At 69.5% G+C, this 14,636-nt stretch carries 13 protein-coding genes; 5 read left to right on the top strand and 8 right to left on the bottom strand.

Going from position 1 to position 14,636, the window contains the following annotated elements; translation table 11 throughout:
- Window positions 1-243: 243 nt before the first annotated feature.
- Together ACFPN9_RS27565 and ACFPN9_RS27560 are read right to left on the bottom strand one after the other, a co-directional pair.
- Window positions 244-1,263 carry an amino acid ABC transporter substrate-binding protein gene (locus ACFPN9_RS27565; protein ID WP_377817935.1) on the bottom strand — a complete coding sequence of 340 codons (1,020 nt, stop codon included), beginning with the start codon at window positions 1,261-1,263 and terminating at the stop codon, window positions 244-246.
- Between the two features lie 150 nt (window positions 1,264-1,413).
- A complete protein-coding gene (locus tag ACFPN9_RS27560) occupies window positions 1,414-2,088 on the bottom strand; it encodes a Crp/Fnr family transcriptional regulator (protein ID WP_066723123.1) in 675 nt (224 codons plus the stop codon).
- A 214-nt stretch (window positions 2,089-2,302) separates the two neighbouring features.
- On the opposite strand from ACFPN9_RS27560, the gene ACFPN9_RS27555 reads away from it, so the two are divergent.
- From ACFPN9_RS27555 to ACFPN9_RS27540, 4 genes are all read left to right on the top strand, one after another.
- Window positions 2,303-2,950, top strand: coding sequence for a DUF1007 family protein (locus ACFPN9_RS27555; protein WP_067255024.1), 648 nt, complete (start codon window positions 2,303-2,305; stop codon window positions 2,948-2,950).
- A 7-nt stretch (window positions 2,951-2,957) separates the two neighbouring features.
- Window positions 2,958-3,977 carry a nickel/cobalt transporter gene (locus tag ACFPN9_RS27550; RefSeq protein ID WP_066723129.1) on the top strand — a complete coding sequence of 340 codons (1,020 nt, stop codon included), beginning with the start codon at window positions 2,958-2,960 and terminating at the stop codon, window positions 3,975-3,977.
- 136 nt (window positions 3,978-4,113) lie between these two features.
- Window positions 4,114-5,607: an amidase gene (locus tag ACFPN9_RS27545; RefSeq protein ID WP_066723147.1), complete on the top strand. Its 1,494-nt coding sequence runs from the start codon at window positions 4,114-4,116 to the stop codon at window positions 5,605-5,607.
- A gap of 115 nt (window positions 5,608-5,722) precedes the next feature.
- On the top strand, window positions 5,723-7,303 hold the full coding sequence (locus ACFPN9_RS27540; protein WP_066723150.1) for an ABC transporter substrate-binding protein: 1,581 nt from the start codon (window positions 5,723-5,725) through the stop codon (window positions 7,301-7,303).
- 110 nt (window positions 7,304-7,413) lie between these two features.
- Here ACFPN9_RS27540 and ACFPN9_RS27535 read toward each other — a convergent pair whose 3' ends face one another.
- Window positions 7,414-9,012: a gamma-glutamyltransferase gene (locus ACFPN9_RS27535; RefSeq protein WP_377817934.1), complete on the bottom strand. Its 1,599-nt coding sequence runs from the start codon at window positions 9,010-9,012 to the stop codon at window positions 7,414-7,416.
- 153 nt (window positions 9,013-9,165) lie between these two features.
- Complete coding sequence (locus ACFPN9_RS27530; protein ID WP_066723183.1) at window positions 9,166-10,341, bottom strand: diaminopropionate ammonia-lyase; 1,176 nt, start codon at window positions 10,339-10,341, stop codon at window positions 9,166-9,168.
- A 126-nt stretch (window positions 10,342-10,467) separates the two neighbouring features.
- Between ACFPN9_RS27530 and ACFPN9_RS27525 the strand changes: the two genes are divergently transcribed.
- Entirely contained in the window at window positions 10,468-11,724 is a 1,257-nt protein-coding gene (locus ACFPN9_RS27525; RefSeq protein ID WP_066723156.1) for an aminopeptidase, read from the top strand.
- Between the two features lie 13 nt (window positions 11,725-11,737).
- On the opposite strand, the gene ACFPN9_RS27520 is transcribed toward ACFPN9_RS27525, so the two are convergent.
- The 4 genes from ACFPN9_RS27520 to ACFPN9_RS27505 are packed head-to-tail and all read right to left on the bottom strand — an operon-like array spanning window position 11,738 to window position 14,629.
- The gene (locus ACFPN9_RS27520; RefSeq protein ID WP_066723186.1) at window positions 11,738-12,100 is read right to left on the bottom strand and encodes a nitrile hydratase accessory protein; all 363 of its coding nucleotides are present in this window, start codon (window positions 12,098-12,100) and stop codon (window positions 11,738-11,740) included.
- Between the two features lie 7 nt (window positions 12,101-12,107).
- Window positions 12,108-12,767 (bottom strand): nitrile hydratase subunit beta, encoded by a 660-nt coding sequence (gene nthB, locus ACFPN9_RS27515; protein WP_066723159.1) that lies wholly within the window; start codon window positions 12,765-12,767, stop codon window positions 12,108-12,110.
- Window positions 12,764-13,402: a nitrile hydratase subunit alpha gene (gene nthA / locus ACFPN9_RS27510; protein WP_066723189.1), complete on the bottom strand. Its 639-nt coding sequence runs from the start codon at window positions 13,400-13,402 to the stop codon at window positions 12,764-12,766. Before nthA ends, nthB begins: the two co-directional genes overlap by 4 nt.
- A 30-nt stretch (window positions 13,403-13,432) precedes the next feature.
- Window positions 13,433-14,629, bottom strand: coding sequence for an amidase (locus tag ACFPN9_RS27505; protein ID WP_066723165.1), 1,197 nt, complete (start codon window positions 14,627-14,629; stop codon window positions 13,433-13,435).
- Window positions 14,630-14,636 lie beyond the last annotated feature (7 nt).

Genomic DNA, 14,636 nt, shown 5'->3' with positions numbered 1-14,636 from the left:
CCTCGCAGCGGCGCATGCGCTTTGCAAGGGGAGGCTTGACAGACGGATCGCGTTTTGGTCGCTATTCTCTTGGGCGATTGTTTGCGCGAGTCGCATTCGACGGTCGAGCGTGCCGCCGATGGCCCCTAATGGGCGCCCTGATGCGCCACTTTCACTCCGGTTTCGACCCTCAAGAACGACAAAGCCGCGCCGGTGGGACCGGCGCGGACGCAATGACGGTATCGGTTCCCGCTCGGAGGCGGATCAGCGGATCGGCGGGGCGTATTGCAGGCCACCCTTGGTCCAGAGGTCGTTCTTGCCGCGGGCGATCTTCAGCACCGAGCCGGCACCGACATTGCGCTCGAACGCCTCGCCGTAATTCCCGACATGCCTGACGACCCGGTAGGCCCAGTCCGGCGTCAGGCCGATGGCCTCGCCGAACTTGCCCTCGACGCCGAGCAGGCGCCGGATCTCCGGATTGGTCGAGGACTTCTGCTGCTCGACATTGGCTTGGGTCACGCCGAGTTCCTCCGCGTTCAGCATGGCGAAATGCACCCATTTGACCAGGTTGAACCAGGGCATGTCGCTGCTGCGGACGACCGGGCCGAGCGGTTCTTTGGAGATGATCTCGGGCAGGACGACGGCCTCGTCGGGCTTCACCAGCTTCAGCCGCAGCGCATAGAGCGCCGAGGAATCGTCGGTCAGCGCATCACAGCGACCGGACTGGAAGGCCGTGATCGCCTCGTCGCCCTTGTCGAAGGTCACCGGCTCGTACTTGATCCCGTTCTTGCGGAAGTAATCGGCGACGTTGAGCTCCGTCGTCGTGCCCTGCTGCAGGCAGATCGAGGCGCCGTTGAGCTTGAGCGCGCTGTCGACGCCGAGCGTCTTCTTCACCAGGAAGGCCTGGCCGTCATAATAGTTCACGCCTGCGAAGCTCAAGCCGAGCGACGTGTCGCGCGCCATCGTCCAGGTGCTGGTGCGCGACAGAAGGTCGACCTCGCCGGACTGTAGCGCCGTGAAGCGGTCCTTCGACGAGAGCGGCGTGAACTTCACCTTCATGGGGTCGTCGAAGACGGCGGCGGCGATGCCGCGGCACAGGTCGACGTCGAGACCGGCCCACTGACCCTGCGCGTCCGGCAGACCGAAGCCAGCGAGGCCGGGGCTGACGCCGCAGATCAGATGGCCGCGATTCTTCACGGTCGTGAGCAGTGGGGTCTGGGCATTGGCGGCGGGCGCCAGGGCGGTGACCGCACAGGCGAGCAAGGCTGCGAGGGCGACTTTCATGGTGAGTCCTCTTCAGGGCAGTCGCTCTGCCCGGGCGGAAGATGACTCACCGCTCTCCCAACTTTGTGCCGTTGTCGGCGCGGATTCGGCAGCGCGCCGCCTGTTCCCGGGCCGCAGAACGACTTTGCTTTCAGGCAGGTTTCAGGCCGCTTACCCTTCGTAACGCGCCAGCCCCTCGACATCGCGGATGGTGATGCTGCCATGCCCGATCTCGAGCAGGCCGAGCGCGGCGAGGCGGGACAGACCCTGGTTGGCCACCTGTCGCGACATGCCGGCCAGCAGGCCGAGCTCCTCCTGGCTCACCTCGAGCGTGCGGTCCTCGTCGGGATAAAGCGTCGGGTTGAACAGCCACGCTAGGTTGCGCGCCAGCCGCCCGGTCGAATCGAGCGTCCGCTCCGTCTCCGCCAGCGCGATGAACTGGGCCAGGCGCTCGTTGAACTGGTGGACGAGGAAGCGGTTGAACGCGGCCGAATGCTCGAACAGCCAGAGGAAGGTCTGGCGCCGCATCAAGGCGAGCCTGGTCTCGCGCAGCGCCACCAGCTCGTAGCGCCGCAGCTCGCCCTTGATCACCGTGCCCTCGCCGAACCAGGCACCGGCCCGCATCCCGGCCAGGGTCGCGGCCTTCCCCGTCTTCGAGGTCGTCGACATCTTCACCAGCCCCTCGGCGACGCCGGTCCAGGCCTCCAGCCGGTCGCCGACATGGCAGATATGGGCGCCCTTGCCATAGCTGCGGAAGGAGATGCCGCGCCGTGCCTCCTCGAACTCCTCCTCGCGCAGATCGCGCGACCAGGCGGCGATGCGCTTCAGCTCGTCGGGCAGGATCACGGGGCCGGCTCTCCCTGGTGGCGGGCTGCGGTACTATGGGGCGGGCGAGCCGGTGAACTCAAGCGCCGCCCGCCCGCCTCAACAGGCGAACGCGCCGCGATTCGGCCGCCTTTCTGGGCGATCCGCTGCGAATGAGGCGGCTGGACGCTCCCGCCGGATTCACGCATCGTTAACCATGCTGCGCCAGCTTGCGCCCATTCCGAGGACATCGCCCGTGGCACGCCGACCCGCTTTCGCCGTCTTGCTCGCCATCGCCGCCTGGGCGGGCGCGGGCGCTCCGGCTTTGGCGCATCCGCATGTCTTCGTCACCGCCCGCGCCGAGATCCTCTACGCCCCCGACGGCGCGGTGCGCGCGCTCAAGCACATCTGGAGCTTCGACGAAGCGTATTCGGCCTATATCACGCAAGGCTTGGACAAGAACGGCGACGGCAAGCTGACGCCGGACGAACTCGCCGAACTCGCCAAGGTCAATGTCGAATCGCTGCCCGATGTCGGCTTCTTCACCACCGCCAAGGCCAATGGCAAGCCGCAGGAATTCGGAACGCCGACCGGCGCCGGTCTCGTCTTCGAGAACAAGATCCTGACGCTGACCTATACCCTGCCGCTGAAGACGCCGGCCCACGCCAACCGCTCCTTCGGCATCGAGATCGGTGACCCGACCTACTTCGTCGCCTTCGAGATCGTCGATGCGCCCGACGCCGTGATCACCCGCGACGCGCCGAAGGGCTGCATCGTGCGTGTCGCCCGCCCGCCCAAGCTCGATCCCGCGATCCAGCAGAAGCTGGCGCAGGAGGACATCACCGCCACACCCGACATGACCGGGCTTCAGGTCACGACCCGCGCCCTCGTCGCCTGCCCCTGACTGGCCGATGTCGCTCGACGCTCCGCGCCTTGCACTCATGCCCTGGCCCGCCCTGTCGCGGCGCCTCGTAACCATGGTGCTGGCGCTCGCGGTCGTCGCCGGAGGCCTCGCCCTGCTGGCCGCCCTGCTCGCGGCCTGGAGCCCCCCGCCGCCCCCGCCGCCGCGCAACCCCTTCGGCGTGCCCCTGCCACGCGAGGCCGCTCCCGCGACGACGGGGATCTTCGGCCTGATCCTGGCCTGGCAATCGGCCTTCTATCGCGAGCTGACGGCGGCGCTGAGCGCCGTGGCGAAGAGCCCCGCCGCCCTCTGGGGGCTGCTCGGCCTCGCCTTCGGCTACGGCGTCTTCCACGCCGCCGGCCCTGGCCACGGCAAGGCGGTCATTTCCGGCTATATCGTTGCCGACGACCGCAGCCTGCGGCGCGGTCTGGGGCTGAGCTTTTCCGCGGCGATTCTGCAGGCCCTGGTCGCGATTGCGCTGGTCGGCACCCTCACCATCGCTCTGCGGCAGACGGCGCAGACCATGGCCGTCGCGACCGACTGGGTGGAGCGCGCGAGCTACGCTCTCGTCGCCCTCGTCGGCACCTGGGTGCTCTGGCGCAAGGCGGGCGCGCTGCTGGCGCTCGGGCGCGGCGCACAGGCACATGATGCGGCCTGCGACCATGTCCACATGCCGACGCCGGACGAGATCGCCCGGCTGCGAAACTGGCGCGAGATGGCCGGCGTCGTGCTCGCGGCAGGGCTGCGCCCCTGCGCCGGGGCCCTCATCATCCTCGTCTTCGCCGCCTCGGCCGGGCTGTTCTGGGCCGGCATCGCCGCAACCTTCGCCATGGCACTCGGCACGGCCCTGACGACGGGTGCATTGGCCGCGCTCGCCGTCTTCTTCAAGTTCGCCGCGCTGAAATTCGCCGGCGGCGGGTCGTTGCGCGCTGCTCGGACCCTGGCGGTGCTGGAGTTGCTGGCCGCCGCCTTCGTCGCCGTCCTGGGGGCGGCGCTCTATCTCGGCCTGGCCGCGGGCGGCGCCGGCTGACGCGGCCCTCCGCGGGCGCGGCCCGCGCCCTGCGCCACCTGCACTTCACGCCCGGCGCCTTTGCCCTAGACTGCGCCTCGCCGGACCTCAGGCACGCCTTTTGCGTCGCGCGGTCCTCAACGAGAGGCCTGACCACTTGACCAATCCCTGCGACCTCAGCGCCGTCGAGGCGCGTGCCCTGATCGGCGCCAAGAAGCTCTCGGCGACCGAATTGCTCGAAAGCTGCATCGCCCGCATCGACGCCGTCGATCCCGCCGTCAACGCCATGGTCGCCCGCGACGATGAGCGCGCCCGCGCCGCGGCGAAATCCGCCGATGCCGCAACGATGCGCGGCGACGCCCTGCCCGCCCTCCACGGCCTTCCCCTCGGCGTGAAGGATCTCGAGAACGTCGCCGGCCTGCGCACCACCTATGGCAGCCAGCTCTATCGTGACCATGTTCCCGAGGAAGACCAGCTCATCGTCGCGAAGACCCGCGCGGCGGGCGCAATCGTGCTCGGCAAGACCAACACCCCGGAATGGGGCGCCGGCGCCAACACCCGCAACGCCGTCTACGGCGCCACCGGCAACCCCTTCGACCCGACGAAGTCCGCCGCCGGCTCCTCGGGCGGCTCGGGTGTCGCGCTCGCCACCGGCATGGTGCCGATCGCCACCGGTTCGGACACCGGCGGCTCGCTGCGCAACCCCGCCGCCTTCAACGGCATCGTCGGCTTCCGCCCGACGCCCGGGTTGGTGCCGAGCGAGAAGCGGCCGATCGGCTGGAATCCGCTGCCCGTGCTGGGGCCGATGGCGCGCACCGTTCCCGATCTCTGCCTGCTGCTCTCGACCATGGTCGGGGACGACGCCGCCGACCCGCTCGCCACCACCATTCACGGCCAGACGATCCGCCGGCCTGAGGATTTCGCCAGGCCCGCCATGATCGACCTCGCCTCGCTCAAGGTCGCGATCACGCCCGATTTCGGCTTCGCGCCGACCGAGAAGCACATCCGCAAGGTCTTCGCCGAGAAGGTTGGCGCCTTCTCCTCGCTCTTCGCCGCGACCGAGGAGGCGACGCCGGACTGTGCCGGCATGGACGAGACCTTCGAGGTGCTGCGCTCGCTCGCCTTCCTCGCCGGCATGTACGAAAAAGTCCGCGATACGCCCGAGATGGTCGGCCCCAATGTCCGCGTCAATGTCGAGGAAGGCCTGCGCTACGGCGCGCTCGACATCACCCGCGCGCTCAAGCAGCAGACCGCGATCTACCAGCGCTGGCAGGGCTTCTTCGAGGATTACGACGTCATCCTCTCGCCGGCTGTGACGCTGAGCCCGCGTCCCTGGGCGGAGCTCTACCCGGCCGAGATCGACGGCCAGCCGACCCGGACCTATTTCCACTGGCTGGCGCTGGCCTACGCCGTCACCACCGTCGGCCATCCGGCGATCTCGCTGCCGGTCGGGCTGGACGATGCGGGCATGCCCTTCGGGCTGCAGATCGTCGGTCCGCGTGGCGGCGACGCCAAGGTGCTGGCGGTGGCGGCCGCGCTCGAGGCGGCGCTCGCCGGCGACGCGCTGACGGCGCGCCCCGTGCCCGACATCGCGAAACTCACCGCCGCGCCGCGCATCGCCGACACGCCGGGCTTCCTCGGCTTCGACTGAGCCGTGGTCTTCATCTGAAAGGGCCTGCCCCGCTCAGGGGCAGGAACGTCCAAGACAGGCCTCGCCACGCCCGTGTCCGATGCCGCCACCGACCCATCGACCGAGGGGGATTTCCATGAAACGCCGCACATTTCTCAAGGGCGCCACCGCCCTGACGCTCGCCGGCCCCGCCGCTATCGGCCGCGCCGCGGCCCAGTCGGCCACCACGCTGAAATTCGTGCCCCAGGCCAATCTGACGGCGCTCGATCCGGTCTGGACGACGGCGACGGTGACCAGCAATCACGGCTACTATGTCTACGACACGCTCTACGGGCTCGATCTGGCCGGCAAGCCGCAGCCTCAGATGGTCGAGCGCCACGAGGTTGCGGCGGATGGCAAGAGCTGGCGTTTCACGCTGCGCGACGGGTTGTCCTTCCATGACGGCAGCCCGGTCAAGCCGGCGGATTGTCTCCAGAGCCTTAAGCGCTGGGTCCAGCGCGACCCCTACGGGCAGCTCTTGGCGAAGGTGATCGAGTCCTCGTCCGCGATCGACGACAAGACCTTCGAGATCAAGCTGACCCGCGCCTTCCCGATGATGCTGGACGTGCTCGCCAAGGCGGATTCTCCGCTCTTCGTCATGCCCGAGCGCCTGGCGACGACCGAGGCGACCAAGCAGATCACCGAGGTCATCGGCTCCGGCCCCTATCGCTTCCTGCCGGCTGAATATGTCTCGGGCAGCAAGGTCGCCTATGAGAAGTTCGAGGCCTACAAGCCGCGCGCCGAACCGCCCAGCCGCAATGCCGGCGGCAAGGTCGCCAATTTCAAGCGCATCGAATGGCAGATCCTGCCCGACCCGGCGACGGCGGCGAATGCCCTGATCAAGGGCGAGGTCGATTGGTGGGAGCGCCCGCTCAGCGATCTCCAGCCCATGCTGGCCCGCAGCGCCGACATCACCCGCGAGGTCACCGACGAGTCCGGCCGCGGCGCGATCATGCGGCTGAACCACCTGCAGCCGCCCTTCAACAATCCGAAGGTGCGTGCGGCCGTGCGCATGGCGGTGAACCAGGAAGACTATATGCGCGCCACCCAGGGCGACGACACCTCGATCTGGAAGACTTCGCGCAATCTCTGGTTCCGCGGCACGCCGTACTACGACGGCGAGCTGGAAGACCTGATGCCGCAAAGCGTCGAGAAGGCGAAGGCGGCGTTGAAGGAGTCCGGGTACAATGGCGAGAAGGTCGTCATCATCAGCCCGACCGACTTTCCCGATATCGGCCCGCTCGGCGACGTCACCTACGAGCTGCTCAAGAGCCTCGGCATGAATGTCGAGTTCGTCGCCAGCGACTGGGGGACGGTGATCCAGCGCCGCAACAGCCGCGAGCCGGTCGAGAAGGGTGGCTGGAGCATCTTCCACACCACCGGCTCGGCGATGGGCTGGAGCAATCCGGCCCTGTCCTATCTCGTCCGCGGCCAGGGCGCGAAGGGCTGGTTCGGCTGGTATGACAGCGCCAAGGCGGAGGCGCTGGCGGAAGAATGGCTCTACGCGCCCGACGAGGCAGGCCAGAAAAAGGCTGCCGCCGCGCTGGGCCGCCTCGCGCTTGAGGATACCGCCACGATCCCGCTCGGCGTCTTCATGATCCGCACCGCCTACCGCAAGAGCCTGACCGGCATGCAGAAGGGTTCGGCGCCGTATCCCTGGGGTCTGAAGCGGGTGTGACGGGCGCCTGCGTAAAGCGTCATTCCCGGGCTTGACCCGGGAATCTCATGACCAGATCGCGCTGGTTGACGAGATGGTCGGGTCAAGCCCGACCATGACGCCGTTCCAGGTCAGCCCTTCGCCGCGACCGCCGCCGACCAGGGCGAGATCACGTCGCTGATGCCCTGCGCGCCGTCCGCATCGACGCGGATGAGGTTGGGGCAGGCGAAGTTGATCGGCAGGACGCCGTGCTCGACCACGACCGTCGGGCCCGCCACCTCCAGCGCGGCGAGAACCTCCGCCGGCAGCCGCAGATCGGCGCTGGTCTGGTCGGGACCCGAGACGTCGATGCGCGGCCAGTGTGCGGCGTCCTCCAGCCCCATACCGAAATCCACCGTCCAGGCCAGCATCTGATAGACGCTGGCGAGAATCCGCCGCCCGCCCGAGGCGCCGCCGGCGAAGCGCGGGCCATCGCCCGATTTCGGCGTCACGATCACCGGGCACATGTTGCAGAGCGGCCGGGCGCCGGGCGCGATCGCATTGGCGCTGCCGGGGCGCGGATCGAACCACATCATGCCGTTGTTCATCAGCACGCCGGTATCGGGCAGCACGACGCGGCTGCCCATCGAGGAGAGCAGCGTCGTCGTCACCGTGACCAGCGTACCCTCGCCATCGACCACCGTGAGATGGGTCGTGCAGGTGTCGCCCGGCTCCGTCGCCGCCTTCGCCGCACCCAGCCCTTCGAGCCGGCTGGCATAGGCCTCGCGCATGACCCGCGACAGGCTGGCGAACCAGCCCGCGTCGGGCCCCCCGGGACCGGGCTGCGTCGCGTCCATGCCCTTAACCACCGCTTCCAGCGTCGGCGCGGCCGTCAGCCCGCCGGCGGTGTGGACGAGATGGGTACCGCGCCAGTCGATCGTCGGCGCGTCGCGCACGATCGCCTCGCAGCCGGCGAGATCCTGAGCATCGACGACCCCGCCCAGCGCCTTGATGTCGGCGACGAGCCGGCCGGCGATCTCGCCCGTGTAGAAATCATCCAGCCCCGCCGACGCCAGGCGCTCCAGCGTCGCGGCCAGTTGGCCGAGCGTGAAGAAGCCGGGCTTGCCCTGATAGGGCGGCACCGGCGGCAGGCCGTTCGGCAGATAGATCCGCGCGCTCTCCGCGTAGAGCCGCAGCACCGACGCCGAGGAGGCGACCTTGAGCGTCGTGTACCAGTCCTGCGCCAGCCCGCGCTTGGCCAGCGTGATCGCCGGCGCCAGCAGCTCGGCGACCGGCATCGCCGTGCCGAAGCTCTCCTTGAGCTTGGCGTAGCCGGCGACGGAGGACGGGATCACGAAGGAGAGCGGGCCATGGATGTTCACGTCGCCCACCACCTCGGGCCAGGTGAACAGGTCTTTCTTCATCGCCCCCGTCAGCGGATAGGCGGACGGATCGGCGCGGCGCGGCGCCACGGGGCCGAAATCGACGACCTTCGCCTTGGTCTCACCGGCCTGGAGCACGACCGCGAAGCCGATGCCGCCGAGCCCGCTGTTCCAGGGTTCGACCGCGGCGAGCGCGAAACAGGCCGCGACCGCCGCATCCGCCGCATTGCCGCCGGCCTCGAGGATCGCGGCGCCGGCCTCGGCCGCCTCGCGGTTCTGCGAGACGACGACGCCGTTGCGCCCGCTCGCCATCGGCTTGGCGAGCGTCCAGTTCTGCGTGCGGTAGGGCACCTCTGCGGCAACGGTCATCTGTGAATTCCCCTCGAAGGCCAAGCTGCGCCCGCCAATCCGGCCGGCGCGCGGCGGGAGCTTAGGCCAGAGGCGCTGGCGCCGCCCCGTGCGCCGATCGTGCGGGCGCCATGCCGGCAGGGCATGCCGGCGAGGCATGCCGGATAAAGCAGGTCAGGCCGCCTTGCCGTGGACGAGTTCGGCATAGCGCGCCGGATCGGTCGCGCCCTCGGTGTTGACGACGAAGACGCGCGAGGTCGCGTCGAGCCTTAGCTGCGCCCGCATCGCCGGATCGCCCGCCACGCGGATCAGCCCGGCGAGCCCCGCCCCACCGCTCTCCCCGGCCACGATGACCGGATCGCCGCCCACCGGCCGCGCCAGGCGGTTCATCACCGCCACCGCATCCTCGTCCTCGACGGTCATGAAGGCGTCCGCCACCCGCGACAGGATGCGCCAGGCGACGAGCGAGGGCTCGTAGCAGTCGAGCATCGCCATCACCGTCGGTTCGCCGACCTCCGCCTTCACTGGGCCACCCGCCTGCGCGCTCGCGAACATGCACGCCGCCCGCGCCGGATCGACCGCCACGAAGACCGGCCGCTTCTCGCCCAGCACCAGCGCGAAATGCGCCGCCACCGCCGCCGCGATTCCGCCCACGCCGACCTGCACGAAGACATGCGTCGGCGGCTCTTTCATCTGCCGCAGCGCCTCGGCGACGAGCGCCGTATAGCCCTGCATGACCAGCCCCGGGATCCGCTCATAGCCCGGCCAAGAGGTGTCGGAGACCACCGTCCAGCCCTTCTCGGCCGAGACGCGCGCGGCTTCCGCCACCGAATCATCATAGGTGCCCTCGGCCCGGATCATCGTCGCGCCGAAGCGGGCAATCGCCGCGATGCGCTCCTCGCTGACACCGGAATGGACGAAGATCGCCGCCCTCGCGCCGACGAGCTGGGCGCCCTGTGCGACCGAGCGGCCGTGATTGCCGTCGGTGGCGCAGGAGAAGGTCAGCGAGGCAGCGACCTCCTTCACCGCCGACGACTGCAGCTCGGCGATGTCGATGGGGCGGCCGAGCCGGCGCGCGGCCTCCTCCAGCACAAGCTTCACCACGACATAGGAACCGCCCAGCGCCTTGAAGCTGCCGAGCCCGAGCCGGTGCCCCTCGTCCTTGACCTGGATCGCGCCGACGCCGAGCTGCGCCGCCAGGCCGGGCAGGTCGTGTAGCGGCGTCACCGCGTAATTTTCCCGGAGGCGGATCTGGGCCTCGACCGCGGCTGCGCCGGCCGCGCCGAGGGTTTCCGCATCCTCCGGCAGGAGCGGCTGGCCATTATCGGGATGGGAGTTGAGCAGGAACATCGGGATCTCTGGGGCGGTGACGCAAGGCAGTGCGGCGCCATCCTGCATCCCCATGCCGGGCCGGTCCATTGGCGGATGCGCGGCCCTGCACTAGATTCGCCCGACATCACCAGACCAGGCGTCCCCATGACCATTCATCAGCGCGGCCTTCCCGTTTCGATCGATCCCGACAAGCTCGACCGGCTGGCCCAGGCCGCCGTGCGCGTCGGGCTCAATCTTCAGGAGGGCCAGGACCTGTTCCTGACCGCCCCGGTCGCGGCGCTGCCACTGGTGCGCAAGATCGCCGAGCATGCCTACAAGGCCGGCGCCGGGCTGGTGACGCCGATCCTCTCCGACGAGGAGGTGACGCTGGCACGCTACCGCCATGCCCATGATGCGAGCTTCGACCGCGCCGCCGGCTGGCTGCACGAGGGCGTCGCCAAGGCCTTCGCCAACAACACGGCGCGTCTCGCCATCGTCGGCGACGACCCAATGCTGCTCTCGGAGCAGGACCCGGCCAAGGTCTCGCGCGCCAGCAAGGCCAACTCGGTCGCCTATCAGCCGGCGCTGGAGAAGATCGCCGGCTTCGACATCAACTGGAACATCCTGGCCTATCCGACGGCCGCCTGGGCCCGGCGCGTCTTCCCCGGCGACGCCGAGGAGGTCGCCGTCGGCAAGCTCGCGGATGCGATCTTCGCCGCCTCGCGCGTCGAGAGCGGGGACCCCGTCGCCGCCTGGGCCGCGCATAACGCGACGCTGCGCAGCCGCACGCAATGGCTCAACGGCCAGCGCTTCCAGTCCCTGCATTTCACCGGGCCCGGCACCGATCTGACCGTCGGCCTCGCCGACGGGCACGAATGGCAGGGCGGCGCCTCGACCGCGAAGAACGGGGTGACCTGCAACCCCAACATCCCGACCGAGGAGGTCTTCACCACGCCGCATGCGCTGCGGGTGGAGGGCTATGTCTCCTCGACCAAGCCGCTCTCCTATCAGGGCTCGCTGATCGACGAGATTCAGGTGCGCTTCGAGGGCGGCCGCATCGTCGAGTCGAAGGCGAGCCGCGGTGCCGATGTGCTCGCCAAGGTGCTCGACACCGACGAAGGCGCGCGCCGGCTCGGCGAGGTGGCGCTGGTGCCGCATTCCTCGCCGATCTCGAAGAGCGGCATCCTGTTCCTGAACACGCTCTTCGACGAGAACGCCTCCTGCCACATCGCGCTCGGCCAGTGCTATTCGAAATGCTTCGTCGACGGCGGCAAGCTGACCCCCCAGCAGGTCGCGGCCCAGGGCGGCAACAAGAGCTTCATCCATATCGACTGGATGATCGGCTCGGACCGCGTCGACATCGACGGCGTCCACGCCGACGGCCGCCGCGTGCCGGTCTTCCGCAAGGGCGAATGGGCCTGAGGCGGATCGAGCGTCAGCCGATCCGCCGTTGCGGGTCGTTCTCGAGCCGGATCGGTGTGCCGTGCGGCGTCGCCTCCGCGGCCCGCACCCAGGAGGCGGCGAGCGCATCGACGCCGTCATGCGAGGCCAGCCCCTTCGCGATGAGAAGATGCTCCAGCGCATCGCACCAGCGCTCGTAATAGTCAGAGCCATCGCGGCACCCGCCTGCCGCGATCGCCTCGCGGATCTCGGCACCCAGCGCCTGCGCCCATTCCTCCGCCGTGAAGACGCCGCGCTCCTGCAGCTGCACGACGAGCGCGAAGACCATCGCCTGCCAGGGCTCGGCGAAGACCGGGCCACCGCCGTCGCGCGGGATCGGCGTGTCGCCGGCGAGCATCGCGAGGTCACGCGGGTTCAAGATAGCTCTCCCAGGCCTCGATTGAGACGGTCGATGTCGGATCGGCATCGGGGCCCCAGAGCTCCGGGCCGGTGAAAACGACGGTGTAGAGCCATTGCGCCGTCTCCGGCAGCCCCTGCGCGCCGGTGTCGGGAAAGACATGGCAGCCGGTGATCCGCTCGATCACGCCCCGCTTGCCGCGGGCATAGCGCGGCAGGCGGGTGTGGTGCTGCGGGTGCATCACCCGCGTCCGCACCGCATCGCCCACCGCGAAGCGGGCTGGTGCTTCCGCCTCGCGCTCATAGGGGAAGCCGCGGCGCAGCACGGCCGCGACCTCATCGCCCTTCAAGACGCGCTTGGGCGTCTTCGCCGGGGCGAGCGGCTGGCCCTGCTCCAGCTCCTCGGGCGTGACGAAGCCCTTTTCGACCAGGATCCTGTGCAGCCCGGCCAGCCAGATCTCGTAATAGGAGGAGGAGAGATATTGCGCCGGTGGCAGGCTCTCGCGCGCCGCCCGGATGCCGTCGATCGTCCAGCCGCCCATGGCGCCGGCCGCGACATTGATCGCGAGCACGCGCTTCTCCCACTCGGCGTGGAAGATCGGCTCGTTCGGCTCGGGCTGGACGGGGCCGAAGCCCATCTGCCCGCCGAGATCCTGAGCGCCGTTCATGACGCATCTCCCCTGTCGGCATCCTCCACGCGCGGCAGCCCGGTGCCGATCATCGAATCGCGGTTGACGATGGAGGCGAGCTTGTCCTCGGACCAGCCTTCCGTTCCGGCGGGGCGCATCGGGATGACGAGGAAGCGCGTCTCGGCGGTCGAATCCCAGACGCGGATGCGCTGGCCCTCCGGCAGGGTCAGGCCGAAATCGGCGAGCGTCCCGCGCGGATCGATCACCGCCTTGGCGCGATAGGGCGGGGATTTGTACCAGACCGGCGGCAGGCCGAGCAGCGGCCATGGATAGCAGGAGCACAGCGTACAGACGATCAGGTTGTGCTCTTCCGGCGTGTTGAAGCAGGCGACGGTGTGCTCGCCGCCGCGCCCGCCGAAGCCGAGTTCGGCGACGGCGGCCGTGCCATCCGCCTTCAGCCGCGCCGCGAAATCCGGATCGACCCAGGCGCGTGCGACGACGCGAGCACCGTTGCGCGGGCCGATCTTGGTCTCATAGGTGTCGATGATGGCGTCGAGCGCGGCCGGATCGACGTAGCCCTTGCCGACCATCAGCGATTCCAGCGCCTTCACCCGCGCCTCGATCGGCGTGAAGTGGTTGTCGTGATCGTGGTCGTGATGGTGGTGGCCGCTCATCGGCATCTCCCCTTCAGGCCAGCGCCGCGTTCACGCAATCCGCACCCGCGCCGCACGCTCGAAACGCGTCGCGAAGGCGATCAGCGACTTGTCGGAGCCCTTCGGCCCGAGCAGCGACAGGCCGAGCGGAGCGCCCTCGCGCCGCGCCACCGGCACGCTCACCTGCGGGAAGCCGGAGAGGCCGCCGAGGCAGAGCAGGCGCAGCGCCCGGTTGCGGAAATCGTCGAGCTGGTCTTCCGGCGCGCTGACCAGCGGGGCGATGTCCGGCACCGTCGGCAGGATCAGCACGCCGTCCTGGCCGAGCAGCTTGGACAGCCGGGTCCGGAAGGCCTTGCGCACGGCCTCGCCCTTGGCGTGGTCGGCATCGGAGATCGCCTTCGAGAAGGCGAAGCGCTCGGCGACGCCGGGCCCCAGCGGCATGGCGAGGCGCTCGATCAGCGCGCCGTCGGCGGCCCAGGCCTCGCGGCCCTGGAGCCAGCGGAAGGCCCAGTAGAGCGAATCGAGATCGCGCACCGCCTTCACCGTCTCGGGCTCGCCGAGCTGCGGGACGATGCGCTGGACGACGTTGCGCAGGATCGTCTCCGCCTCCGGCACCGCCTGGGCGAAGAGATCGTCGGCGAGCAGCAGGCGCGGGGTCAGCGGCAGAGAGACCTTGTCCACGCCGAGCAGCACCTCCCCGACGCGGGCGAAGACCTCGCCGTCGCGGGCGAACCAGCCGGCGGTGTCGAAGGAGTCCGCCAGCGGCCAGGTCCGCTTCAGGGAGATCCGGCCATGGCTCGGACGGATGCCGAACAGGCCGCAATAGCTCGCCGGCGCCCTCACCGAGCCGCCCGTGTCGGAGCCGAGCCCGATATCGGCGAGCCGCCCCGCGACCGCGGCCGCCGACCCCGAGGAGGAGCCGCCGGTGATGCGCTCCGGCGCCGCCGGGTTGATGGGGGAGCCGAAATGCGCGTTCTTGCCGTTGAGCGAGAAGGCGAGTTCGTCGGTATGGGTCTTGCCGACGAAGCGGGCGCCGGCCTCGAGCAGCGCCTTCACCACCGGCGCGGTCTTGGCCTTGATGCCGGACTGCGCCAGCACCAGCGGCGAGCCCGCACCGGTCGGGTAGCCCTTGACGTCGTAGAGGTCCTTCACCGCCAGCGTCAGGCCTGCGAGCGGCCCGGTCGGCGCGTGTTTCACGGGCGCCTGCGGATAGGGAACGAAGCAGCGGAACGGATCGTCGAAGAGCATCGTGGTC

This window comes from Allobosea massiliensis (assembly GCF_042655245.1).
Taxonomy (GTDB): domain Bacteria; phylum Pseudomonadota; class Alphaproteobacteria; order Rhizobiales; family Beijerinckiaceae; genus Allobosea; species Allobosea massiliensis.
The sequence above is the reverse complement of the archived record's forward strand: the minus strand, read 5'-3'. Positions and strand labels throughout refer to the sequence as shown.

Bases quoted from the DNA above. Each gene is read 5' to 3' on its own strand.
- nthA (WP_066723189.1), bottom strand. From the start codon at position 13,402: ATGAGCGGCCACCACCATCACGACCACGATCACGACAACCACTTCACG.
- ACFPN9_RS27550 (WP_066723129.1), top strand. From the start codon at position 2,958: ATGTCGCTCGACGCTCCGCGCCTTGCACTCATGCCCTGGCCCGCCCTG.
- nthB (WP_066723159.1), bottom strand. From the start codon at position 12,767: ATGAACGGCGCTCAGGATCTCGGCGGGCAGATGGGCTTCGGCCCCGTC.
- ACFPN9_RS27535 (WP_377817934.1), bottom strand. From the start codon at position 9,012: ATGACCGTTGCCGCAGAGGTGCCCTACCGCACGCAGAACTGGACGCTC.
- ACFPN9_RS27505 (WP_066723165.1), bottom strand. From the start codon at position 14,629: ATGCTCTTCGACGATCCGTTCCGCTGCTTCGTTCCCTATCCGCAGGCG.
- ACFPN9_RS27520 (WP_066723186.1), bottom strand. From the start codon at position 12,100: ATGCTCGCCGGCGACACGCCGATCCCGCGCGACGGCGGTGGCCCGGTC.
- ACFPN9_RS27530 (WP_066723183.1), bottom strand. From the start codon at position 10,341: ATGTTCCTGCTCAACTCCCATCCCGATAATGGCCAGCCGCTCCTGCCG.
- ACFPN9_RS27565 (WP_377817935.1), bottom strand. From the start codon at position 1,263: ATGAAAGTCGCCCTCGCAGCCTTGCTCGCCTGTGCGGTCACCGCCCTG.
- ACFPN9_RS27540 (WP_066723150.1), top strand. From the start codon at position 5,723: ATGAAACGCCGCACATTTCTCAAGGGCGCCACCGCCCTGACGCTCGCC.
- ACFPN9_RS27525 (WP_066723156.1), top strand. From the start codon at position 10,468: ATGACCATTCATCAGCGCGGCCTTCCCGTTTCGATCGATCCCGACAAG.